Origin of the sequence: Rhodococcus sp. YH3-3 (assembly GCF_001653035.1) — a bacterium.
Classification (GTDB): Bacteria; Actinomycetota; Actinomycetes; order Mycobacteriales; family Mycobacteriaceae; genus Rhodococcus_F; species Rhodococcus_F qingshengii.
In genome coordinates this window covers 25394-48199 of sequence record NZ_BCWH01000009.1, presented here as the reverse complement: position 1 = coordinate 48199, position 22806 = coordinate 25394, and the positions used below count along the sequence as shown (strand labels likewise).

Genomic DNA, 22806 nt, shown 5'->3' with positions numbered 1-22806 from the left:
CCACCGTGTGGACGGCGCGGATCTTGTCGGCGAGTTCAGCGTCGGCTGCGGCCCGGGCGGCTCGTTTCTCGGCGGCGTTGATCCATGCGTAGTACGACGAGCGGGCGATATCGATGACCTGGCACAACCGCTTCACCGGGTAGGTGTCGGAGTGGTCTGCGACGAACTGGAAGCGGTTCACCAGTTCGTCTCTCCGGCGAAATATTTGGCCGCCGACCGCAGGATGTCTCGTTCGGTTTCGAGCTTGGTTTTCTCCGCGCGTAGGTGTGCGACCTCGGCGCGGAGCCTGGCGGCTTCCTGTTCGGGTGTTTCGCCGGTGCCGGGCCCCGGAGCGGTGGCGGCGGGTCTGCGGATTGTGATACCCGCATTTCTCAGCCATGTGGTCAGGGAGCCGTGGGATACGCCGAGATCGGCGGCGATCCCGGCTACGGTCGCGCCGCCGGTGTCGCGGTACAGCTCGACTGCGTCGCGGCGGAACTCTTCGGAGTAATTTTTCTTTGCCATCGGGTTAGATCTTCTCGCTTTCCCTGGTCTGAGACCAGGATCAAGCGTGTCCAACCCGCGGGGTCAAGGCCCCGGAGGTGGACCCACCAGAAAGCCCACCCGAATACCGGGTGCGAGGACCTTGGACATGGTGCCTAGATATATTGTTCGTCCGCTGGAGTCGAGAGCTGCCATTGCTGGAGAAGGTTGCCCCCGATAGCGCAGCTCAGAATCGTAATCGTCTTCGACAATGATGAAGTTATGACGTGCGGCGTCGTTGATGAAATCCAGACGCCGTCTGGCCGTCAACGTGACATTGGTGGGGTGCTGATGACTGGGGGTCAGGTAGACCACCTTGGCTCCCGAGTAGGACTCCTGTGGGACGGCACCGTAGCTGTCTACGGGAAGATATTGCAGATTTGTGCCCGCGCGCGAGAAGACATGCCGGGCGTCGAGGTATCCAGGGCTTTCTACGACCGCTGTGTCGCCCTCCTGGAGCAGGCTTTCGGCCAGAAGTTGTAGGCCTTGTTGGCTCCCCAGGGTGATCAGTACATTGTCGGGCTCAGTGAAAATTCCGCGCGCCGGCAGGATCTGCTCGCAGATGGTGGCCACCAGCAGAGGGTCGTCTACGAGTACATCGTCGAGGCTGGCGTGGCGGTGCTCGTCCGTGCCCAGCGACGCTTTGAGTGCTCGCATCCATGCTGCAGCGGGGAAGTGTGCGGGGTCGTGCTGGCCGGTGACGAAGGGGTATTCGAAGGCCCACCATCGAGGCTCTCTGTCCAGCTCGGGTAGCACCGGGTCAGTTGAGGATGCCATCTGGGCCCAGTCGATGGCGGCTCGATCGGCGCGCACGCCCGAGCTGGTGAACTCGTCGACGGCTACGGCATTGATCTGGTGGTGGACGAAGTACCCGGACCGCGGCTTCGCGACGATGAACCCGTCCTCGAGCAAACCGTCGTACGCGACCTGGACGGTGGTCCTGGACACGCCGAGCTGCTCGGCGATCTGCCGGCTGGAGGGGATCCGCGCACCTGTGGGCCAGATACCGGACGCGATGAAGTCTTCGACGGTGCGACGAACTCGAAGGTGCAGTGGCGTGCCCAGCGGTGCCTGGACCAAGGCCAGGTCGTTCGGAGTGTGTTGTCGCGTCCTGGCCATATGACGAGCCTAACTAGTGGCAGGCATTTCTGGACTGGTCGAGTACCCGATTACTGGATCTTGTCGTGGCCACTGTTGCCCAGCATTCTTGTGACATAGACCACGAGAAGGACAACACGGAAGGTAACTCATGGTTCCTAAGATGGCGAGCGTCTTCATCGCGCTTATTACGCCCGTTTTGCTTGTGACGGTGGGAGTTCTGCTGCTCGGCGGATCGACGGCAACTGTTTTCGGTGTCCCGTTGATCCTGGCTTTCATGTTCATCATGTTCCCGGTCACGAGCCTGCTCATGTGGATCAGCTGGAGGTTGTTCGACAAAGATGCGGACTACCACCTCGACGACCTCGACGAGGTACGCGCAGAGGTTTCCCCATGACAATCCTCACGTTCGTGATCGTCCTGCTGATTGCCGTCGGCATAGGCCTCTACTCCCGCATCGGTGCCGGCAAGTCGACGGCCGATTTCCTTGTCGGCGGGCGCAGCTTCGGGTCGGTGGTCGTGTTCATCATGCTGGTGGGAGAGGTCTACTCCATCGGCACGATCATTGGCTTCCCCGGCCATGACGCTTCCGGACATTTTCCGTGGGTTCGGTCAGCCGCGAAGTGCCCGTCATCGTTTCCCACATATCAGGGCACTTCGTCGCCGCCAACTCGCGGGCACTGGAGCTAGCTGGGATTGATAAGGACAAACCCGACCCCTCCGACGGTCGGTTCGTGCGAGACGACGACGGCAATCTCACTGGCCTCATGTGGGAGATGGGTGCGGTGCACGCTCTTCTCGGTGCCGTGCCGCAGACCTCTGCCGCCGATGTACGAAGCGCGGCTCTCTACGCCATGGAGGTAGCCGCGGAGCGGGGAATCACCTCCATCCATGACCTGGGCGTAGGGATCATGGCCGGGGACCTGGAACTACAGGCGTGGAGAAAGCTGGCAGCGGAAGGCAATTTGCCGGTTCGGGTAACCGGATACGTCAGGTCAGATCTCGCTTTCCAATATTTGGACGAATCGCCGAACCTTTTCGCTCAGCCGGCTGCGGGCAACTACCGAGTAGCAGGCGCAAAGTTCTGGTCTGACGGCTCCATTCAGGGGCTTTCTGGTGCACTCAAGGAGCCCTACTCTTGCCTGGACACCGAGTGCGGAGAGCTTCTGTATTCCCCCGAGGAGCTGCTAGAGCTTTTGCAACGAGTCGACGACGCCGGCGGCCAGTGCGCAGTCCACGCCAACGGTGATCACGCCATCTCCACCGTGGCGGACGCGTTCACCGCTCTACGCCGACTCTCGCGCCAGCCCGATCCGCGGCACCGCGTGGAACACCTGCAGATGGCGTCGCCCGAAGACATCTCGTCACTGGTCGAATCCGGTTCCGCCGCATCGATATTTGCCAACCATGTCTACTACTGGGGCGACCGGCATCGCGACCGCTTCCTTGGCGCTGAACGTGCCGCGCGGATCGACCCCACCCGCGACGCGTACGACGGTGGGCTCCACTTCGGGATGCACTCCGATTGCCCCATCACGCCGATGGACGCTCTGGCCACCTTCCGTACCGCGGTAACAAGGCTGACCAGCGGCGGTTCAGTGCTGGGCGAGGCACAAAAACTCGACCCACGCACTGCACTGCATGCGCTGACCGCAGACAGCGCCTTTTTGACCCACGACGAGACCCATCTAGGAACACTGGCAACCGGCATGGATGCCGATCTCACGGTGCTGGACCACGACGTCGTGGGTCTGCCAATTGAGCAGACCGGTGATGTGTCAGCTGTGGCGACTGTGGTGGGTGGACAGTTCGTCCTCAACCGCGGGGGGTTTTAGCGTCTCAGCGCTGCCTGGTGCCAGCACCGTCGCCTGCTCGGTAACAGTCGCGGTGCCCCGGATGCGGTCGCGGCTTATCTCGCGCGTTCATCCGAGGCGGCGACGTCGGAGGATCGGACGACGGGCACTCGATTTGAACGATAAACGCTCGGAGAACCCAGATGCGTGAAGCGACGACACTGCCAGAAACGGACGACAATCCCGAGCACAATCTGCTCGCGCATAGTTTCGAGCTGATCGCGGCCGCGCGAAGATCGATTTCCAACTGGTCGCTCGCTGCCTCAGCTTTTAGTCGTCATTACGTCTGGACGGTGCGGCAACAGAACTCGCCAGTTTTCAGACCCGAGATGTCGATGGTGCCCCGAGTCGTGCCGACACACGCCAAGCGGATTCCGCGACGCCGAGCCCGAACGCTTCGAGCATGGACTCGGTTACCCGGAAACGCGGTGCAGACAACATCACGGCGGCGACCATGACCCCGCGATGATCGCGCACGGGTGCCGAGATGCCGACCTCTTCGATGGACGTCCGGCCATCGTTGATGGCGTATCCGCGCCTTCGTGTCGTGTTCAATTCGTCGAGATATTCGTCCCGTGATTCCTGCTTGTCTGGACCGACGAGCAGTCGCCGGTCGAAGAGCCGTTCGATCTCTGCCGGGGGCATCTCGGAGAGGAACACCTGGACGGATGAACTCGCGTAGGTGTCGTACCTGGTTCCCACAGCCGCGGTGTGCTTTACCTGTTTGGGGCTAGAAATTTGTTCGACGACCACGGCCTCGTGGCCATTCCACAGCATGAGTGCACTTGTCTCGCCAGTACGAGCGGACAGCTGCTCCAGCTCGGGAAGCGCAACCCGCCTCACATCCATAGTGGCCAGTAATGGTCCGGCTAGTGCAATGAGTCCGAGTCCGAGTCGGTAGCGGCCGGTGTCCTCGTGACGCTCGACGTAGCCAGCACCTTCCAGGGTGGACAGCATGCGAGAGACGGTGCTTTTGTGTAGGTCCACTTTGCGTGCAATATCGGTGACCCCGAGAACCGGTTCGGCGATCGAAAAGGACTCGAGTAGCCGTAGACCATTAAGCAAAACCGACGACGATGGCTTTGCCTCGGCGTCCCCGTCTTCGTAGCGGGCAGCGCCGTCTACGCTCATTATCGTTGTGCTCCTTCAGCTACCTGCGGGCCTTCGAGTCGACTGTTGCGCTTTAGATCCAACGGGAACAACGTGCTGTTCTCAACACCACGTTGACCGATTCCGTCCACACACACACCATGCCGTGGACCGTGGCGTTGACCATCATCGGTTCCTGTCCGGCCTCGCGACCGTTGCCATGCGAAAGCACTCTTAAACCCTGCCCGTCGACGAACGCCCGGCCGCGAAGTCTGCTACCGACCGCGTGAATTCCGTTGAGCTCGGCTGCGGTGTCCTTCGAGAGCTGCCTCGGTTTGACGGGGTCGAGTCTTCGCGGTAACTCGACTGTCGCTTTCCCACGATCAGAGGTTTTCGACCGATGACGGGCCGTAGAGGTGCGATCGGGGGCTGGTTGGGAGGGTTGAGTACGACTGGACTCACACCACGGCTCGCACAGTTCAAAGTGACGGACCGGGCAGCTTACGTAGTCCGAACGGGATTGATGAGGTCAGGCGTCGGGGAGGGGTTGGCGTGAAGTTTCTCGAGCCATCAGCATCGACCCCATCGCCACGAGCGCGGCGGCGACCAGATACCACGCCGGGGCGAGTTTGCTGCCAGTAACCTCGATCAGCAGTGTGGCGACGAAGGGGGCGGTCCCGCCGAACAGCGCGTTCGCCGTGTTGAAGCTGAAGGCAAAACCGCTGTAGCGCACCTGCGTCGGGAAGATCTCGGAGAGGAACGTCGGTAGGGTGCCATCGTTCATGGTCAGAAACGCGCACAGAACGATCTGAATGAGGACCATCCCCACGAGGCCGACTGCACCGAGAGCACTGAACAATGGGACCGTGAACACGGCAAAGAAAATAGAGGCGGCGATAAGAACCCGCTTTCGTCCATACCGATCCGACAGTGCACCCATCCCGAAGATGAACAATATGTAGCAAGTCAATGCAATCGACGAAGCGACGAACGAGGCAGTGCGGCCCACGTTCAATACTTCGGACAGATACGTGGGCATGTAGCTCAGGATCAAATAGAAGCCAACCGCGTTCAGGCATGTGACGCCGAATGCGATCAACATAGCGCGGCGATGATGGGAGAATAGGATCGACAGAGGAGCGTTGGTCTTCATTCCCCGCTCCATCTCTTGAAACTTTGGGGTGTCTTCGAGTTTCAGCCGAATGTAACGACCGATAAGACCCATTGGTGCCGCGAACAGGAATGGTAGACGCCAGCCCCAACTGTTGAGCTGCTCAGTCGACAGCAGGCCTGTCAGAGCCGCGGCAACCAAGGATCCGAACAGGAGTCCGGCGGCTGTCGATGCTGGTACCACGCTGGTGAACAGTCCGCGCTTGCGGTCTGGAGCATATTCAGCGAGGAATGCCGAGGCACCCGCGTACTCACCGGCGGCGGAGAAACCCTGCACTATCCGTACCAGCAGTAACAGAACCGGCGCGAAGTAACCGATCTGGTCGAATCCGGGAATCAGACCGATACAGAACGTCGACGCCGACATGATGAGGATGGATAGCGACAACGCCGCACGGCGTCCGATTTTGTCACCGAAGTGGCCCCATACGAGTCCGCCGATCGGCCGGATGATGAACGAGATTGCGAACACCGCGAATGTGGCCAGAAGAGCCGTCGCAGGCTCTGATTCTGGAAAGAAAACGGTCGCGATGACGGTCGCGAGATAGCCGTATACGGCGTAGTCGAACCATTCGACGAAGTTGCCGACGAAGCTTGCTGTTACGACCCGGCGGAGGACTCGGGGTGTGGGTTTGGCCGCTCCTTCCGGAACCGATGTTCTTGGAGGGTCGGACGGTGAATTGAGGTTTGTGGCCATGCTCACTCCTACTCGGTGCGTCGATGAGTTTCGACGTAGATGACAGGGCGCGCACGTTGCATCTGATGCAACTGCTGCCCACTTTGAAGCACTTAGGTTCGATGTGGAGTCGACTGGTTCGGTCAGAATCGATGGAGGCGTGCACGCGGGGCACAAATCGCCACGGCTGAGTCAATACGCTCCGCGCGTACGGCGCCACCCCCAGGCGGCGTTTGGGTTGTTATTTTCCCAAACGCAACATCGTTGCAACAGTTGAGACAGACTGCCCGGTGTTTCTACTCAGCCGTGGTGCTGAAAGACGACCGAGTTCAAGATGGCGGGTCAAGGGCAGTGCAAGCAGGACATGAAGGTGCTCGCCGCCCCCTTGCTTACGATGGAATCTATTTCGGGCCATGGCGCGGCTCACTTGGTCGTACTGCGCCCGGGTGCCGCCGGAGATGTAGCCGCTCACGCTCGGCCAGACCGCCCCAGATTCCATAATTTTCCCGCGTGCGTATCGCCTGCGTCCGGCAAAGAAGCAGCACAGGGCATTCTCGGCAAATCCGCTTGGCAAGAAGCTCACGTTGTGCGCGCTCGGTCGCGGCCTCGTTCTCGGGCGGGAAGAAGATATCTGTGTCGTAGGTGTTGCATCGTGCGAATCGCTGCCACGTGTTGGGGAAATTCTGATCGGCACGACCTGTTTGCGATCTTGTCAGTGCGAGAGATGTCGATGACATTCAAATCTCCTGCATGAGGCCCTACAGTCGGAAGATGGTCGATGCGGGGAGCGAGCGCATTGCCGGAGGACATGACTGCGCCTTCCAGACCCATGCGTTTTGGTCAGGTTGGTTGGGCCCCCGTTAGCAGTCCAGCACCTATGCGATAGCTAGTTGGTTTTCTTGAGTCCAGTTTTCCCAGTAGCGGTTTGGCGTCATGCCATCGAGGGATCCGTGGGGCCGTTCATGATTGTAGATAGCTTTCCATTCCTCGGCCAGATAGGTCGCTTCGGCCATCGTGTCCATGATTTCTCCCGAGAGTTGTTCCCTTCTGAACTGGGCGTTGAACGATTCGACGAAACCGTTCTGCCACGGTGAACCCGGGTCGATGAAGGCGGTGCCCACGCCGACGGTGTTGCACCAGTTGATCAGTGCGGCGGCGGTGAATTCGGGACCGTTGTCGCAGCGGACGTAGGTCGGGGCGGTGCCGGTTTCGGCGATGATGTTCTCCAATGCTGCGACCACGTCGGAGGCTGTGAACGACCGGCGCGCGATGATGGCCAGCGCGGTGCGGGTGTATTCGTCGATGACATTGAAGAAGCGGATGTGCCGCCCGCAGGAAGTCACGTCGGATTGGAAGTCGAAACTGACCACGTGCATCGGGTATTCGGCCGTCAGCCGGTTCTGCTCCCCGGCGCCGGGACCGGCCCGGCGTTTCTTCCGCGCCTTGGGTTTACAGACGAGGCCTTCCTCGCGCCAGAGCCGGCGTACGCGCTTGTTGTTGAGCGCCATTCCAGCCCACTCCTGGGCGAGCAGGCACCAGCGGGCTTTCCGCCATCCCCATGTCGGGTGCTTGATCGCGATGGCGCGTAGGGCGCCGCGAAGCCGTGTTTCCTCGAAGCTCGTATCGGGTTTCTTCTTCCGGAAGGCAGACCGGTTTTGGCCGAGGATCTTGCAGGCGAAACGCTCGGAGGCCCCGAACTTCTCCACCGCCATGCGCACGGCACGGCGGCGGGGTTCGGGGCTCAGAATTTTCCCTTGGCCACCTCGTTGAGGATGTCGATGGCCAGTTCCTTCTCCGCCAGCAGCCGTTTGAGTCGCGCGTTCTCCTTCTCCAGCTCCTTGGTCCGTTTGGACGCCTCGGCGTTCTTCTCGGACCCGTACTGGTTCAGCCACCGGTACCAGGTCGCTTCGGTGACCTGGAGTTCCTTGACGACCTCGATCATCGGGTGGCCGTCGTTGAGCATTTTCTGGCCCTGCCGGACCTTCGCGATGACCTGTTCAGGGGTGTGTCTGCGTGCCATGATTCGTGAATTTCCTCCTGTGTCCATTATCGGACACGAAAGTCACACAGACACTGGACTTCTACACAGGGACCCAACCAAGGTGGTTGCGGCAGAGAACTCGGCCGACCCAGGTCTCTACCGAGTTGTGAGGATTCTCTTCTGCGATACGAGTCGCTTGGACCTGACGGTCTACGCCGCGCCCCCGTGCGCCGAGTCCCTCGAAAGTGCGCCCCAGGCCTATTCGCCCTCGGCTATTCATTGTCGCCTCGTCGCAGGTCGCGGGAAGCGACCTGCGACGGGGCACGCGCGCCGGTTCAGGCAGTAATGATGTTGTGTTCAGGCCCGAATCCGAATTTGGTGATGTTTTCCGCACCGTCATCGTGCACGACGAGTATGTCGTGCTCGCGGTAGCCTCCAGCGCCTGGCTGACCGTCGAGAACTGTGATCATTGGCTCCATCGAGACGACCATGCCGGGCTCGAGAACGGTGTCGATGTCTTCACGCAGTTCGAGTCCTGCCTCGCGTCCGTAGTAGTGCGACAGGACGCCGAATGAGTGGCCGTAACCGAAGGTCCGGTTGGGCAGCAGGCCGTGGTCGATGTAGATCTCGTTGAGTTCAGAAGCGATGTCCTTGCACACGGCACCAGGTTTGATCAGCTCGAGTCCTCTGCGGTGGACGGCGACGTTGACGTTCCATAGTTCGAGCGAACGGGGGTCTGGCTCGCCCAGAAACATCGTTCGTTCGAGGGCGGTGTAGTACCCCGATGTCATTGGGAAGCAGTTGAGCGAGAGGATATCTCCGCGCTGCAGTTTGCGGGTGGTAGCCCAGTTGTGTGCGCCGTCGGTGTTGATTCCGGACTGGAACCAGACCCACGTGTCGCGAATTTCCGAGTCGGGAAAGGTGCGAGCAATCTCGCGGGTCATTGCCTCGGTACCGATCAAGGCGACCTCGTACTCGGCGATGCCTTCGCGGATTTCAGCCTTGATCGCCTCGCCGCCGAGATCGCCGATCCGTGCCCCGTGCTTAATGACCTCTATCTCTTCGTCGGATTTGATCATGCGCTGTTTCATTGCGTCGTGGGATACATCGACAAGGGTGGCCTCGTCGAAAGTGTCCTTGAGCCGGGTATGCGCGTCGAGGCTGAGGGTGTCGAACTCGACGCCGATACGGCGGGCGGTGATGCCGCGCTGCTTCAACGCCTCTTTGACGCCATGTTGGTAGTTGTCCCGACGCCAGTCGGTGTAGACGATGTTCTCGCCGTAGGACCGACGCCAGGGCATCCCGGCGTCGATGTTCGCGGTGATGGTGATCTGATCGTCTGGGGTCACCACCAGGGCATATGAGCGACCGAAGTAAGTGAACAAAAAGTCGGAGTAATACTTGATTCCTTGGTAGGAGGTCAGTACGACAGCGTCCAGTTCTTTAGTCGCCATAATTGTACGTAGACCGGACAGTCGTCGCTCGAATTCGCTGTCGGAGAACGTCAGCGGTACTTTTGAGCCGTTGTGCAAAACCTTCAGGCGCTCGAGCTCGGCGACAGACGTTACGTTGGTCATGGTCATGTTGTCTCCTCTTCATCGGATTGTGTTTAGTGCAGAACAGTTGGCGGTTTGTCCCGATCGTGACTGGGTGGAAAAAGTCATGTCCGTCGCCTTACTCATGGAGGGGCGAACTCTGCCGACACAGCCTTGGAGAGATTCTGTGCGGTCCGCTCGGAGAGGAGCTTCCCGGTAGCAGCAGTTGCCGCCATCGCCGATGACAGGCATCCGGAGTCGGGCGTGAGTTCGGGCCGGACGGGAAGGATGTCGTAGGGCGGAATCGTGGCTGGGGGAGAGTCCACGATTCGCTCGGAGTGGACGAGTTCCGGGTACAGGTGCAGCATGAGAGACGTTTCGAGGACACCTCCGTGTTCGACGTTCCAGCCGGGAAAGCCGTCGGTGTAGATCTCCTCGATGGTGGCTTCGTCGACGAAATCCCAATAAGACAGAAGCATCACTGATACGTCGCTACCGCGTGCAGATAGCTCGCCGGTGGCCAATTCGATTCCCTCGTAAAGGAACTGGTAGTTCTCGAAGTGACCGTTTAGGAACACGAGACGTTTCGCACCGTGTCGCGCGAATTCGAGTACGAGCGATCGTGCGATAGCAATTACCGTAGCCCCATCGAGGCTGGTTGTTCCGCCGAGGTGGTTTCCGCCACCCGAGCGTTGCTGGGACTTGTAGCCGTACACGATGGGTGCCGCGACGATGCCGCCTATGGCGGACGCGACGTGCGCGCTCATTGCTTTGGCGAGAAGGACGTCCGTATTGAGGGGTAGGTGTGGTCCGTGCTGCTCGATCGAGCCGACCGGGACGATGATCGGGGCTCCGCCGACGACAGCCTCGCGGTAGCTGAATGCATCGAGGTCCTCCATGAAATACGTTCGCGGCATTTCTACTCCTGGTGTGGCGAAACCCATAGGCGGGGCGCGCCGAGATCCTGGTTCGGGCGGTGGCGTGATCGGTTTCGAAAGACTGTCATCGATCGACGTTCGCCTGCGGTGACTCGTAGACCTGTTGCCCAGCAGCGACATCCGCGTCCGCCACAGAAGATAGTTCGGTGTATTCGTCGGCGATCAGTGCATCGCACTCGGTACGCAGATAGCCCTCCTCGGTGAGGTCTCCGCGGATTCCCAAAGGTACGCCGGCCTTGATACGGGAGCGAAAGCGTGGCCAGCCGAGCACGAAATAGATACTTGCCGAGGTCACGGTCCCGGCGAGCCACGAGAAGTCGATGCCTCCCAATGCTCTGGCAATTGGGCCTTGCAGAACAGGCAGTGATCCGTACATACACATCCAGGTCATCACCATGCCAATTGCAAAGGCGATCAGGGCTGAGGGGTTGACCGAACGCAGTTTGGTGTCTCCAGGGGACAGGAAGAGGTATCGGAAGCTGCGGTGCCGGCGTTCGAAGATGAAGTAATGGACAGCCATGATGCCGCCCCAGGTCGCTACCCATGCGGCAATAGCGACGATCCAGTTGTGGAGTAGGTGCGCGAAGTCCGACGCGAAGATCAGTCCGATGACGGCACCCATCGAGAGGAAGCCGACCATGACCGATAAGACTTTGCGTGGGATACGAATGTCGAGGGCTTGGGTCGCGACGCCGAACGTGTAGAGGTTGATGATGTTGGTAGCAATCGGGCCATGGATCACGAGAAGGATCACGGGGATCGCCAGGACGCCGAAGCTTTGGACCACGAGCTCGCCGGGATCTGCGGTGCCGTGCATCGTCGCCAAACTCGCACCCAGCACTCCGAGCCACACGACAGGTATGAATTGGCCTAGTACCGAGACCAGGTAGAGCTTCAGCTTGGGTATGCGCAACGAGACAAATCGCGAATAGTCCGGTGCGTAGGTATACCAGCCTATTCCCCATCCGATACCGATGGCAGTCATTATCGATGACATTGCCGAGATTCGCTCTCCGCCGGTGAGAACCGCACCGGGAGCCCCTTCGTATCCCCAATCGATGGGCAGTTGCGTCCAGGCGACGATGCTCATCACGACCAGAACGATGAGGGTGGGCGGCATCGTGATTCGTTCGAAGCGAGCGATCGCGTGGTAGCCGCGGTAGCAGATTGCTACCTGGGTAGCCATGATGAGGGCTGCGGTCAGGATCTTCGGGCCATAGTTTTGCTGACTCGGATCGATCCAGCCGACCTTGGCGAAGAGGGCCATGATGAGGTCCAAAATGACCCAGGTGTTGACCGCGGACCAGCCGATGGCGATAACGGCTTGGATGGCGGCGGGGAGGTAGGCGCCGCGGCGGCCGAACGCGCCGCGGGCCAGAAGCATTCCCGTCGCGCCGGTCCTCTGACCGAGGAGGACGAAGAATCCGAACCCGACCATACCGATCAGATTTCCTACGATCAGGACGGTCACGGTGTCGGCGAAGCTCAGTCCGAGTTGGATGCCGAGAGCGCCGAGTATCCAATTGATGGGGGCGACGTTGGCACCGGCCCAGATCCAGAATTGGCCCGATACTTTTGTGGTCCGTGCCGATTCTGGAACTGGTTGGAGCATGTCCTCGACGACGTGCGTGACGTCCTCTGTGTGTTTGTGACTCTGAAGGCTCATCTGTGTGTGCTTTCGGGAGGGGGGTCGCCGTGGCTACGACAAGCGAACTGATGCCAGCGTAGTTGTGCTCTACACCACACTCCATGTTCGATCTGTCACCTGAACGGAGGCGATCGGGTTCCATTGTGACGTGTAGCGGCCTGATTCTGCGCAGCTGCACTCCCCGCCCATTGCGACGATCCGGGATGGCGCGTCGGGTTACTCATCTACGCCCGCTTGTTCGAGGGCGTAGATGTTCCTGTGGTCGCGGACCATCGCCCCGGTGCCATCGGCCGCGAGTTGATGCCGGAGGTGGTGGCGATGTAGATGACATCAACGCTCAGAACGTGCGTGAGTGTCACTACGGCAGAATTGAGTTCGGTTGGCACCAAGCAGCGGTTGCCGCGTAGGAGATCAACGCTTGGCGGGAGACGACCCGCTCGGTGGTCCGTCCTTCGTGGGCCGCAGCCGGGTAACGCCGCGCAGACTGCAGAACCGATCCAGGCTCGCTTGGGCTTGATCGACGGTCAGATCGTCGGCGAGTGTGCGCCACTACCATTGTGCTGCGGTGTGATTGGACTTCTCCACCGCGCCTTTGCGGTTGCCGCGGCGGGGAGGGCAGATCGCGACGGAGACGCCGTAGTGTTTGGCGACGCCGGCGAAGCTGGCCGTGACCCGGCCGGACTCGGAGTGGCAGACCGTCGCCATCCGATCGAACAGCCATACTCGACTGGCGCGATCGAGCCACCTAGATACAGGCAGGTGGCCAGGTAAATTACTGCAAGGCTCGGCGATCCAGTGGTATCTCCACCGAGCTGCGCGAAGAAATGAACTGATATGTAGTCACCTTGGCGGGCCGTCACATTTGAAGTGCGAACCCCAACCGGTTTCAGTCCCGACGCCGACCAGCTTCCGGTCTTCATCGAGGTAGTCAAGACAGAGTCGGCCACATGCCCGTTGCCGGAGCAGTCAATGACAGCGGGTTACCGGTCTGATATCACCGCGGCATTGATGCATGTGTAGCACGCGCGTGCCGTGGCGTCGAAAAAACAGTAGGTCACACCGGCGATCACCAGTCCAGAGAGATGACCTGACTAGCGTGTCTGCCACTCGTTCTTCCGACCAGTTCATCGAGAGAAACTGCTGATCGCAGGATCAGTCCTGCTGGGGATCGTTCGTGGCCTCTGGTACGACTGCGCCTCCGTCGTCCTTCCACCGGTGGATCTGCTTGTCTGGGACAGCTCGATCGTTGTCGGAGTCTTCGGAGGTGGGGTTCTTGTCGCTTCCGTTCATCGAACTACTATACGGCGCGGCCCTCCACGAGCTCCGACCATCGCTCCCACGAGGCGTCGACTGCGGCCTGCGCCTCGTGCGCGTGCGGTGCCAATGCGCGGGCAAGAGCACCCGCGCCCGCTAAGAGTGTTTCGTGTTCGCCGCAGGCCTTCGCCGGTCGCGCGCCGACGAGCAGCACCGACGCCAACGTTCGATTGCGCCCTATGATCCCGGGCAGATCGCGGTGCGCCGTGTTGCGCAGATCGAGATCCTCGACCAGCAGGGGCATGGTGTTCGAATAGACCTGCATCGTCGCGCGCAGTGGCCCACCTCCGTCTTCGTAGGCTCGCCCCAGCACAATCGTCTCCGACAACAGTGCTCGTGCGCCGTCTGCCAGTTCGATTCGCGTGTGTCGTCGAATATCGGCTCCGGCGGTGATAACGAACGGTGCTGCGCGCCAAATTAATTGCGCGCCGACGCCGACCCGTACCGACGCCGACCAGCTCGCAGAGCCGCCCTGCGCGTCGTACGCCACGGTGCCCGACGGCTCTACGAGTTCCAGCCGTACACCGGAACCGACGTCGATCTCGACACGGAGATCATCCCCTGCCAGTAGGGTCGCGTATCTCCCGACGAGCGCTAAGCGTGCGAAGGGGCCTTCAACATTCAACGGCCGTGGGCTGAGAAACGTCCCGGCGCGCAGTTCGATGAAGCGTGCCCGACCCCGCACCATCTCGACCCGGACCGTGGTGGCGAGCGACTCGGTCACCGATGGCTGTGCGTCGTGCTGCCATCGTGAGTGTGCACCTTGCCGTCGCCATGACTGTGTGGGGCCATCGGACCGGGATCGCGAGGAACATGACGGCCGGCCCGGTGGTCGTCGAGAATCTGGCGCACCCATTGCGCCAACGCGTCGATCGAGGCGGGATCGTGACGGCTCATCGCCAATACAGGAAGACCGGCCCGGGCGTGCCTCGCATCCGCGACCATCAGATTCACGTCCACTTCCACGTGGGGAGCAAGGTCGATCTTGTTCACAAGCAACAGATCTGCCCGTTCGATACCAGGCCCCCCCTTGCGGGCCACGTCTCCACCACCCGCGACATCGAGACAGAAGATCTGCGCGTCTACCAGAGCGGGGCTGAACGTCGCGGTCAGATTGTCACCACCGCTCTCGACGATCACCAGGTCGAGCGGCGAGAAATCGGCCTCGAGATCCTCTACCGCAAGCAGATTGGGGGTGATGTCGTCGCGGATTGCCGTGTGCGGGCAGGCCCCGGTCTCCACTGCACGGATACGTTCGACAGGAAGTACTCCAGCCGAACGCAACAGGCGAGCGTCTTCATCGGTGTAGATGTCGTTGGTGATGACAGCTATTCGCAGTTCGTCGGCCAGAGCCCGACAGATCGTCGCGATCAGAGTGCTCTTACCGGTACCGACGGGGCCAGCGACGCCTAAGCGCAGGGAACGCCGCGCCGTTACGTCGCTGACATGTGCGGGATGCTCAGGCAACGAAAATTCTCCTTGTCTCACCTGCATGGTTCAACGACCATTGCTCGGCTTCTGGTGTGGCGAAAGCGGGCATATCCTCAACGGATTCGACGGCAAGCACGTTCTCGACGAGTGATTCGATGAGGGGTCCCATCGCGAGAACCCACTCGACAGTGTCAACCGGATCGATGGGCGCAAGTTTGAGCGTTGCCGAAGCGACCGTCTGGACGTCGTCGTAGAAGCAAGACCGTGCCACCGCAGCCTCGTCGACTCCTATGATCGAGGCCACTGTTCCCAAGGCGACGGGTCGCATAGGAGCGCGATCTATGGACATAAGAGCCGCCACTGCCGCGTTATCTGGCCACAGTCGGCGTGCCATTCGAAGCAGACCCCGTCCGAGCATTCCTGAGACAGCACGTAGCGGCTCGCTCGGCGTTCGGGCAAGCAACGCAACGTGAACGTCTTCGAGACAATTGAGATCGAATTGGACAACGCGATGAGCCAAGACGGCTGCGGACGCTTCCACCACTGCCACCGTCCTGACCCGTGCCTCAATGTAATCCGGGATCCGACCGGGCGGCATACCCGCCATCAGGCCCGCCTCCAGCCCACCGGAGTAGATGTGCCCGCCCGTGGGTAGGCGAGCGTCACCGAGCAGAAGTGCCCCGATATGTCCTACCATCAGACCGCCTTAAAACATCGTGTAGCGCTGCGCGAGCGGCACCACGTCCACTGGCACGGGTCGAACCAGTTCGTCATCGATGGTGATGGCGAATGTTTCAGGATCGACGTGAATCTTCGGCAGTGCGGTGTTGTTGGGCATATCGGACTTTCCGATATCTCGAGTCGGACGTACGGCCGCGAGCCTGCGAGTCAATCCGAGCCGTGCGGCTAGCCCATCCTCGAGCGCGGCAGGAGAAACGAATGTCGTAGCCAGGTGCGCGGCCGATGCCGGCTGCGCGGGCAGAGTCAGGCGGGTCAACACCGGCTGCGGGTTCGGTACCGCGCCGTTCGGGTCTCCCAGCGGCGCGGCGACGATAGCACCGGATTTGATGACCGCCCATGGCCGAATCCCAAAGAACGCCGGATCCCACAAGACGAGGTCGGCCATCTTCCCACTCTCAATCGATCCGACTTCGTGGTCGATTCCGTGCGCGACGGCCGGACATATCGTGTACTTGGCCACATAACGACGGGCCCGTTCGTTGTCAGCTGGCTCCGATGAACCGAGCGAACCGAGCCGATGCTTCATCACATGAGCCACCTGCCAAGTACGACAGATCAATTCGCCGATGCGACCCATCGCCTGAGCATCGGACGAGGTGATCGACATCGCACCCATATCCTGCAGGATGTCCTCCGCGGCCATCGTCGATGCCCGGATACGAGATTCTGCGAACGCCAGATCCTCCGGCACCCGCGGGTTGAGGTGGTGCACAACCAGCAACATGTCGAGGTGCTCGTCGACCGTATTGACGGTGTAGGGCAGCGTCGGGTTCGTCGATGCTGGAATCACGTTGGAATGGCTAGCCACGACAATCATGTCGGGTGCGTGACCACCGCCGGCACCTTCCGAGTGAAACGCGTGGATGCTGCGTCCACCGATAGCGTCGAGGGTGCGCTGCACGAAACCGGTCTCATTGAGACTGTCGGCATGCAACGCGACCTGCAGGCCGAATTCGTCTGCGGCGCGCAGAGCGGCGTCGATGGCGGCGGGTGTTGCGCCCCAATCCTCGTGGACCTTGTATCCGCCGGCACCTGCCAACGCGTCCTCGCGCAGTGCACCATCGGAAACAGTGCTGCCTTTACCGAAAAGTATGACGTTGAGAGGGATGTGATCGAGCGCGCGGTGCATCATCGTGAGCGCCCACGCGCCGCCCGTGACCGTGGTGGCCTTCGAGCCTTCAGTTGGCCCTGTACCCCCTCCGATCACGGTCGTGGTCCCAGTCGCCAGCGCTTCGCGCATCTCGATCTCACTGAGGAAATGAACGTGTGTGTCGATGGCACCCGCAGTGAGGATTTTGCCTTCACCCGAGATCACATCGGTGGCGGGACCGATCTGCATCGCCGGTCGGATGCCGTCCATTATATCGGAGTTGCCTGCCTTGCCGACTCCGACAATTCGACCGTCACGTATACCGACGTCAGCACGCACGATGCCCCAGTGATCGAGCACAACCACGTTGGTGATGACCACGTCGAGTGCGCCGTCAGCACGCAATGTCGTTCCCTGACCCATGGATTCACGGATGGTCTTTCCACCACCGAACGTGGCCTCATCGCCGCCGACGGTTCGGTCTTCCGTGACCTCGATCCACAGATCGGTATCAGCCAACCGTATCTGGTCCCCGGTCGTCGGCCCGTACAACTGAACGTATTCGCGGTGATCGATCCAGCTCATGACGTCCCTTCAGGTAGGTCGTCCTGGCCGGCTTGTTGGTCACTCAGACGCATATGTGAGGACCTTGCCCGGTGCGGATCCCGCACCACGATGTCGGGCGTACCGAAGGGGGCTTTACGCGGTGGGTCAGTTCCGGCGGTATCTTCCCGTATTGATAAATCACGTAGTTGAAGCCCAGGAACGTACTTTCGGCCGCCCAAAGCAACGAGATCGACAGTGCGGCTGACTCCAGGCTCGAGCCGCACAGACGTCCCCGCCGGTATATCGAGCCGGAAGCCCTGCGCTTCATCTCGGTCGAACCGCAAGCCGGGGTTGGCGTCGGGTAGATGCAGATGTGATCCGATCTGAATCGGGCGGTCGCCGGCATTGAGTACAACAAGCGAACATCGTTCACGACCGGCATTGAGCTCCAAAGGCTCAGGACGAGTGCGAATCTCACCAGGAATCATTGGATCGGGTCCGTAATCGTCACCAGTTTGCGGCCATCGGGAAACGTAGCCTCGACCTGTATCGCACCGATCATCTCCGGGACGCCCTCCATGACTTCTTCCCGATCGAGGACGTTCCCTCTCTGTCAGGATTTAGTGAGACACTCGGAGGCAACCGAGATCACTCACTGAGGGCATGAAACGAGCACCACCGATGAGCAGCCCGAACCCCGAAACACCGTCAGATTCGCCGGCGGATCCTGCCCCGAAACCGACCCGCAGAACCTTCACCACTGAATACCGCAACCGCATCCTCGACGAATACAACAACGCCCCACACGGAGAGAAATCTGCAGTCCTGCGCCGCGAAGGTTTGTACCAATCTCAACTCCGAGAATGGGCCCAAGCCAGAACCGCAGCGGCCGGGAAGTCTCGACCGAAAGCGGTCGCCCATCCCGACACCGACGCCGCGACACGTAAGGAAATGGCCCGACTGACACGCGAGAACGCTCGTCTGGCAAAGCAATTGACGCAGACGGAGGCCGCGCTCGAGATCATGGGAAAACTTCACGTGCTCTTGGAATCCATCTCCGAGAGCACGGACACACCGCCCTTACCGAAGACGCACTGAACAGCACATTCGCCGACCTGCGAGCCGCCGAAATCCCCACCAGGCGATCCTGCATCCTGATCGGGCGATCCCGCGCCACCCACTACCGTCACCAGCAACCACCCGTTCAAGGTCCCCGGAAACCAAGACCCATCCCGGACAACGGCCAAGCGCTCACCGCATCCGAGCGAGCGAAAGTTTTGACCGTCATCAACAGCGACAAGAACGCTGACCTGGCCATATGTCAGATCTGGGCGCGGGAACTCGACGAGGGAAACTACTGGTGTTCACTGTCGAGCATGTATCGGATCGCCGCCGCGGCCGGACAAAACCGTGAACGCCGACGAACAGCGACACATCCACCGAAGGCGATCCCCGAACTCCTCGCCGACGGACCTTCACAGGTCTGGACCTGGGACATCACCAAACTTCGCGGGCCCACCAAGGGCGTGTGGTTTCACCTGTACGTACTGATCGACATCTACTCTCGCTACAACCCGTCGTGGATCGTGGCTGCACACGAAAGTGCTGAATTGGCAGCTGAATTCATTGCGGAAGCAATCGAGCGCAACGGCATCGCCCCGCACACCGTCCACGCGGACCGCGGCACTTCGATGACCTCAGGATTGGTGTCGGAACTGCTCACCAACCTCGGCATCACCCGGTCGCATTCACGACCGCGAGTATCGAACGACAACCCGTACTCCGAGTCGCAATTCAAGACTCTGAAATACCTGCATGATTTCCCGACTTCGTTTGCATCACTGGATGATGCACGAGTGTTCTTGGAAGGATTCTTCAACGAGTACAACCATATTCACCGTCATTCGGGAATTGCCTGGCATACGCCGGCGTCGGTGCACTTCGGGACCGCTGACGCGGTCGACGAGGCCCGGCAGATCACTCTGAACGAGGCTTACGTCGCGAACCCTGCCCGGTTTTCGCGCCGGCCAAGTCCGCCCGAGATGCCGACCGTATTCTTCATCAACGAACCGGTCTCGGAATCGCAGATAAACTGAACGTCACTGTCTCACTTGACTTGACACATAGCGGTTACGGCCCCCCGTCATCAAGTCCGCCACCCGTGCGCCTTCACGTGCACGCTCAATCACCCAGCAGGACAGCAGGGCGGTCGCCTCAGGATAGTTGAGCAGGACGCCACGCTCACGCCTGTCACGAGCAAGCATCCCGGCAACACTGAGTAACAGCTTTTCAGTATCCGATGGAACCAGTTGCATTAGCCGCCTTCGCATTCTCCCCAGCAGACTCCTGACTGTAACCTACAAGGAGGAACCAGGGGACTTTCAGACATTAAACGTTAGCGAGGAACGCTTAGCAGTTTTCAGACCTAAACGGTCAGCGTGCATCCTGGTGAGCAACTGGCCGAGGTCGATACCGAGCTGGCCACTTCGGGCGTTGGTTATTCGCGCACGGCGCGCCGACGCCATTTCCACCACCGCCGTCCTTCCTGGCGCACCGCACGTACTGATACTGGCGACCTACGACACCGGCTCCGACGCCGACGTTCTCGCCGCCATCGAAGCCGGAGCAGTGGGCTACCTGCTCAACGACGCACCAACGAGGCTCAACGATATTCCCCAGGTGATCGGCGTACGGGCGCGGACTGAGGTCGCAGCAGATCAGGAAGACACTCGACTCGGGCCTGGCTCCCGCGGCGATCATCATCAAGGTCACCGGTGCGAGTGGGGTGTTCGGCAGGGTTCTCACCTAGTCGGGCATCGACGATGCTTTGGCCTGATCACTGTCCAACGCCGGGTTGCCGCTGATCGTCTCGCGCCCCGTCGTCGCGGCCGCGCTGCGGGCGTCGCAGGGTTCTTCGACGGTCGCCATCGTCACCACTCTGGGCCTGCTGGGTGCCGCGGTCACAGCGGGCGACTACACGGTGATTCAGGTGTCACTTTTGGCGCTCGCCAACGGATTCGGCGCACTCGGCTACTTACACGTCAACGACTCCGACTTCTGGGTGGTGACGCGATTCCTCGGCCTGCCGGTCGGCGACCGACTGCGCGCCTGGACCGCGCGGACGACGGCACTTGGTGTTGCCGGGTTTCTCACCAGCTACCTGCTGTGGGGAATCGTATCGACCGCAGGACTGTGACGTCCGGTCCGGTTGGGAGCATGTAGCCAAGTTGAACGGATGTTCCGCTCCACCTTTGCCTTTCACGCTGGTACAACTTGCGCACGCCGGTGATGTGACGCCTTATCAGCGACGGTGGCGCTAAACGATCGTAGAGCCGCTTGTCGTTGTCGATCAGCATTCGACGTGGTTGACTGCGACGTTGATCGCAAGTCCGCCAGTAGAGGTTTCCTTGTATTTGTCGCTCATGTCAGCGCCAGTTGTCTTCATGGTCTCGATGACCTCGTCCAGGCTGACGCGGTGTACTCCGTTGCCTCGCAACGCCATCCGTGCGGCGTTGATCGCTTTGCCGGCCGATATGGCGTTTCGCTCGATGCAGGGGATCTGCACGAGACCGGCAATGGGGTCGCAAGTGAGACCGAGGCTGTGTTCCATTGCAATCTCGGCTGCATTCTCCACCTGCTCTGGAGTGCCTCCGAGTATCTCGGCCAGACCGGCCGCAGCCATGGCGGCGGCCGAGCCGACCTCCCCTTGGCACCCGACTTCGGCCCCGGAGATAGATGCGCGCTCCTTGCACAGCGATCCGACTGCCGCAGCCGTCAACAGGAAGCGGAAGGCCGTCTCGTTCGGGTCGGTCGCACCGGCTTGGGTGTAGTGCACCGAATAGTGGAGTACTGCCGGAATGATGCCGGCTGCACCGTTGGTCGGCGCGGTCACGATCTTCCCGCCGCCTGCGTTCTCCTCGTTGACCGACAGGGCGACCAAGTTGACCCAATCCTCGGCAAAGATCGGGTTGCGGTCGGGGTCCTCCGCCGCGAGATGCTGATACCAATCATGTGCTCGTCGTCGAACGTTCAAAACTCCGGGCAGATTTCCCGTGCGAGTGATACCGCGTTTTTCGCACTCGACCATGACGTCACGGATATGGAGGAGCCTGTCACGAACTTCGTCGGCGGTCCGTGTGTTTTCCTCGAATGCCAGCATGATGTCGCTGATCGATGCCTTTCGCGCCTTGGTGAGTTCGAGAAGCTCCGCGGCGGAGCCGAAACTGAACGCCGCTGATTCCATGGCCGATCTTTCCCCCGCTGTGCGGCTCTCTTTCTCGGTGACGATGAATCCTCCACCGATGGAGAAATAAGTCTCGGTGTAAATAGCCTCTTTTGTTGCGGACAACGCAGTCAGCGTCATCGCATTCGGGTGGAACGGAAGCGTCGTCAGCGGACGCAGAATCATGTCGGCTTCGGTAAGGGGTATCTCGTGGCCACCGGCGAGCCTGATCGAACCGGAGCCCCGTATCTCGGCCAACCGCTTCTCCATGTCGTCGATGTCGACGGTCTCGGGCTCCATGCCTTCGAGTCCGAGCAGGATTGCGGACATAGTGCCGTGGCCGGAACCGGTCGCTGCGAGAGACGCATACAGGTCCACTCGGATATCGGCGGTGACATCGGCAATCTGTGCTCCGTGCAGGTCGGAGAGGAATCGGTTGGCCGCCCGCATCGGCCCCACCGTGTGTGAACTGGACGGTCCGATACCGACAGAAAACAGGTCGAACACACTGATGGTCATGTCGAGCTGACTCCTCGGTAAGAGATGGGGCGAAGTTTCGATGTGTCGGTGGAAGAATCTGCCATGACGGCGAAGAGCCACCCGGAGCCGACGGGGTCGGTCACCGCTAACTCGGGCCGATCGGAGAGTTCGGGATTGTGGACGGTGACGACACCTGAAATCGGTGCGTAAACAGCTACTCCCGGTGCTCCGACGAATCCGCAGATGGTGTCTGCGGTAACCGTCGAGCGAACGGCGGGCAGAACAAAAGTCGGCACCCCGGATATGGCCGACACCGAGGACACGATCAAACCGACACGAACGGGATGATCAGGAAGGTCCCCGCCTGCGGTGAGGGCCACCCAGCTGTTTTTTCGGCCAAGACTACGAATTGGTGAGATCTGTGTGATGGTCATGATTTTGCCTCGAATCATTCGGCATGAAACTCCGCGGT

22 protein-coding genes and 6 pseudogenes are annotated in these 22806 nt (G+C 60.7%); 7 read left to right on the top strand and 21 right to left on the bottom strand.

What is annotated here, in order from left to right:
- Together YH3_RS37070 and YH3_RS34330 are read right to left on the bottom strand one after the other, a co-directional pair.
- Positions 1 to 504 (bottom strand): annotated as a pseudogene (locus tag YH3_RS37070) (transposase); the annotation flags it as partial.
- A 63-nt stretch (positions 505 to 567) separates the two neighbouring features.
- On the bottom strand, positions 568 to 1641 hold the full coding sequence (locus tag YH3_RS34330; RefSeq protein WP_064445138.1) for a PLP-dependent aminotransferase family protein: 1074 nt from the start codon (positions 1639 to 1641) through the stop codon (positions 568 to 570).
- Positions 1642 to 1771: 130 nt separating this feature from the next.
- Between YH3_RS34330 and YH3_RS34325 the strand changes: the two genes are divergently transcribed.
- Genes YH3_RS34325 through YH3_RS34315 form a run of 3 tightly spaced genes read left to right on the top strand, consistent with a single transcriptional unit; the run spans position 1772 to position 3455 of the window.
- Positions 1772 to 2017: a DUF3311 domain-containing protein gene (locus YH3_RS34325; protein WP_064445137.1), complete on the top strand. Its 246-nt coding sequence runs from the start codon at positions 1772 to 1774 to the stop codon at positions 2015 to 2017.
- A complete protein-coding gene (locus YH3_RS36370) occupies positions 2014 to 2310 on the top strand; it encodes a hypothetical protein (RefSeq protein ID WP_064445136.1) in 297 nt (98 codons plus the stop codon). Before YH3_RS34325 ends, YH3_RS36370 begins: the two co-directional genes overlap by 4 nt.
- Positions 2223 to 3455: an amidohydrolase gene (locus tag YH3_RS34315; protein ID WP_082920806.1), complete on the top strand. Its 1233-nt coding sequence runs from the start codon at positions 2223 to 2225 to the stop codon at positions 3453 to 3455. The genes YH3_RS36370 and YH3_RS34315 overlap by 88 nt, the downstream gene beginning before the upstream one ends.
- A gap of 336 nt (positions 3456 to 3791) precedes the next feature.
- On the opposite strand, the gene YH3_RS34310 is transcribed toward YH3_RS34315, so the two are convergent.
- From YH3_RS34310 to YH3_RS36435, 16 genes and pseudogenes are all read right to left on the bottom strand, one after another.
- A complete protein-coding gene (locus YH3_RS34310; RefSeq protein ID WP_064445134.1) occupies positions 3792 to 4604 on the bottom strand; it encodes an IclR family transcriptional regulator in 813 nt (270 codons plus the stop codon).
- 487 nt (positions 4605 to 5091) lie between these two features.
- Positions 5092 to 6429 carry an MFS transporter gene (locus tag YH3_RS34305; RefSeq protein WP_064445133.1) on the bottom strand — a complete coding sequence of 446 codons (1338 nt, stop codon included), beginning with the start codon at positions 6427 to 6429 and terminating at the stop codon, positions 5092 to 5094.
- A gap of 380 nt (positions 6430 to 6809) precedes the next feature.
- Complete coding sequence (locus YH3_RS35395; RefSeq protein WP_082920805.1) at positions 6810 to 7145, bottom strand: WhiB family transcriptional regulator; 336 nt, start codon at positions 7143 to 7145, stop codon at positions 6810 to 6812.
- A gap of 138 nt (positions 7146 to 7283) precedes the next feature.
- A protein-coding gene (locus YH3_RS34300) for an IS3 family transposase (protein WP_141695880.1) occupies positions 7284 to 8428 on the bottom strand; the annotation gives its coding sequence in 2 pieces (ribosomal slippage) (positions 7284 to 8155 and positions 8155 to 8428; 1146 coding nt in all).
- Positions 8429 to 8724: 296 nt separating this feature from the next.
- Positions 8725 to 9972 carry a M24 family metallopeptidase gene (locus tag YH3_RS34290; RefSeq protein ID WP_064445132.1) on the bottom strand — a complete coding sequence of 416 codons (1248 nt, stop codon included), beginning with the start codon at positions 9970 to 9972 and terminating at the stop codon, positions 8725 to 8727.
- A gap of 95 nt (positions 9973 to 10067) precedes the next feature.
- Positions 10068 to 10841 carry a creatininase gene (locus YH3_RS34285; RefSeq protein ID WP_064445131.1) on the bottom strand — a complete coding sequence of 258 codons (774 nt, stop codon included), beginning with the start codon at positions 10839 to 10841 and terminating at the stop codon, positions 10068 to 10070.
- 85 nt (positions 10842 to 10926) lie between these two features.
- Positions 10927 to 12528, bottom strand: a complete 1602-nt coding sequence (locus YH3_RS34280; RefSeq protein WP_064445130.1) for a cytosine permease — start codon at positions 12526 to 12528, stop codon at positions 10927 to 10929.
- A 206-nt stretch (positions 12529 to 12734) separates the two neighbouring features.
- Positions 12735 to 12869 carry a hypothetical protein gene (locus YH3_RS37480; protein WP_371595654.1) on the bottom strand — a complete coding sequence of 45 codons (135 nt, stop codon included), beginning with the start codon at positions 12867 to 12869 and terminating at the stop codon, positions 12735 to 12737.
- 190 nt (positions 12870 to 13059) lie between these two features.
- On the bottom strand, positions 13060 to 13215 hold the full coding sequence (locus tag YH3_RS37475; RefSeq protein WP_371595653.1) for a hypothetical protein: 156 nt from the start codon (positions 13213 to 13215) through the stop codon (positions 13060 to 13062).
- A gap of 447 nt (positions 13216 to 13662) precedes the next feature.
- Positions 13663 to 13800, bottom strand: a complete 138-nt coding sequence (locus YH3_RS36365) for a hypothetical protein (protein ID WP_193777234.1) — start codon at positions 13798 to 13800, stop codon at positions 13663 to 13665.
- Positions 13801 to 13807: 7 nt separating this feature from the next.
- Positions 13808 to 14548: an urease accessory protein UreD gene (locus YH3_RS34275; protein ID WP_064445129.1), complete on the bottom strand. Its 741-nt coding sequence runs from the start codon at positions 14546 to 14548 to the stop codon at positions 13808 to 13810.
- On the bottom strand, positions 14545 to 15291 hold the full coding sequence (gene ureG, locus YH3_RS34270) for an urease accessory protein UreG (protein WP_238592791.1): 747 nt from the start codon (positions 15289 to 15291) through the stop codon (positions 14545 to 14547). Before ureG ends, YH3_RS34275 begins: the two co-directional genes overlap by 4 nt.
- The gene (locus YH3_RS34265) at positions 15284 to 15952 is read right to left on the bottom strand and encodes an urease accessory protein UreF (RefSeq protein WP_064445127.1); all 669 of its coding nucleotides are present in this window, start codon (positions 15950 to 15952) and stop codon (positions 15284 to 15286) included. Before YH3_RS34265 ends, ureG begins: the two co-directional genes overlap by 8 nt.
- 9 nt (positions 15953 to 15961) lie before the next feature.
- Entirely contained in the window at positions 15962 to 17671 is a 1710-nt protein-coding gene (locus YH3_RS34260; RefSeq protein ID WP_064445126.1) for an urease subunit alpha, read from the bottom strand.
- Positions 17672 to 17832: 161 nt separating this feature from the next.
- A pseudogene (locus tag YH3_RS37065) lies at positions 17833 to 18120 on the bottom strand (urease subunit beta); the annotation flags it as partial.
- Positions 18117 to 18233: pseudogene (locus YH3_RS36435) on the bottom strand (urease subunit gamma); the annotation flags it as partial. The pseudogenes YH3_RS37065 and YH3_RS36435, both read right to left, overlap by 4 nt.
- 80 nt (positions 18234 to 18313) lie before the next feature.
- On the opposite strand from YH3_RS36435, the gene YH3_RS34250 reads away from it, so the two are divergent.
- Together YH3_RS34250 and YH3_RS34245 are read left to right on the top strand one after the other, a co-directional pair.
- On the top strand, positions 18314 to 18730 hold the full coding sequence (locus YH3_RS34250; protein ID WP_030537394.1) for a transposase: 417 nt from the start codon (positions 18314 to 18316) through the stop codon (positions 18728 to 18730).
- A 179-nt stretch (positions 18731 to 18909) separates the two neighbouring features.
- Complete coding sequence (locus tag YH3_RS34245; protein WP_081377669.1) at positions 18910 to 19728, top strand: DDE-type integrase/transposase/recombinase; 819 nt, start codon at positions 18910 to 18912, stop codon at positions 19726 to 19728.
- A gap of 12 nt (positions 19729 to 19740) precedes the next feature.
- On the opposite strand, the pseudogene YH3_RS35375 reads toward YH3_RS34245, so the two are convergent.
- Positions 19741 to 19947 (bottom strand): annotated as a pseudogene (locus YH3_RS35375) (urease subunit gamma); the annotation flags it as partial.
- Between the two features lie 226 nt (positions 19948 to 20173).
- On the opposite strand from YH3_RS35375, the pseudogene YH3_RS37060 reads away from it, so the two are divergent.
- Positions 20174 to 20287: pseudogene (locus tag YH3_RS37060) on the top strand (DNA-binding response regulator); the annotation flags it as partial.
- Between the two features lie 46 nt (positions 20288 to 20333).
- A pseudogene (locus tag YH3_RS34240) lies at positions 20334 to 20828 on the top strand (hypothetical protein).
- 153 nt (positions 20829 to 20981) lie between these two features.
- Here the strand turns inward: YH3_RS34240 and YH3_RS34235 are convergent.
- The gene (locus YH3_RS34235; RefSeq protein WP_064445124.1) at positions 20982 to 22373 is read right to left on the bottom strand and encodes an L-serine ammonia-lyase; all 1392 of its coding nucleotides are present in this window, start codon (positions 22371 to 22373) and stop codon (positions 20982 to 20984) included.
- Positions 22370 to 22768, bottom strand: coding sequence for a hypothetical protein (locus YH3_RS34230; RefSeq protein ID WP_064445141.1), 399 nt, complete (start codon positions 22766 to 22768; stop codon positions 22370 to 22372). The genes YH3_RS34235 and YH3_RS34230 overlap by 4 nt, the downstream gene beginning before the upstream one ends.
- Between the last annotated feature and the right edge of the window lie 38 nt (positions 22769 to 22806).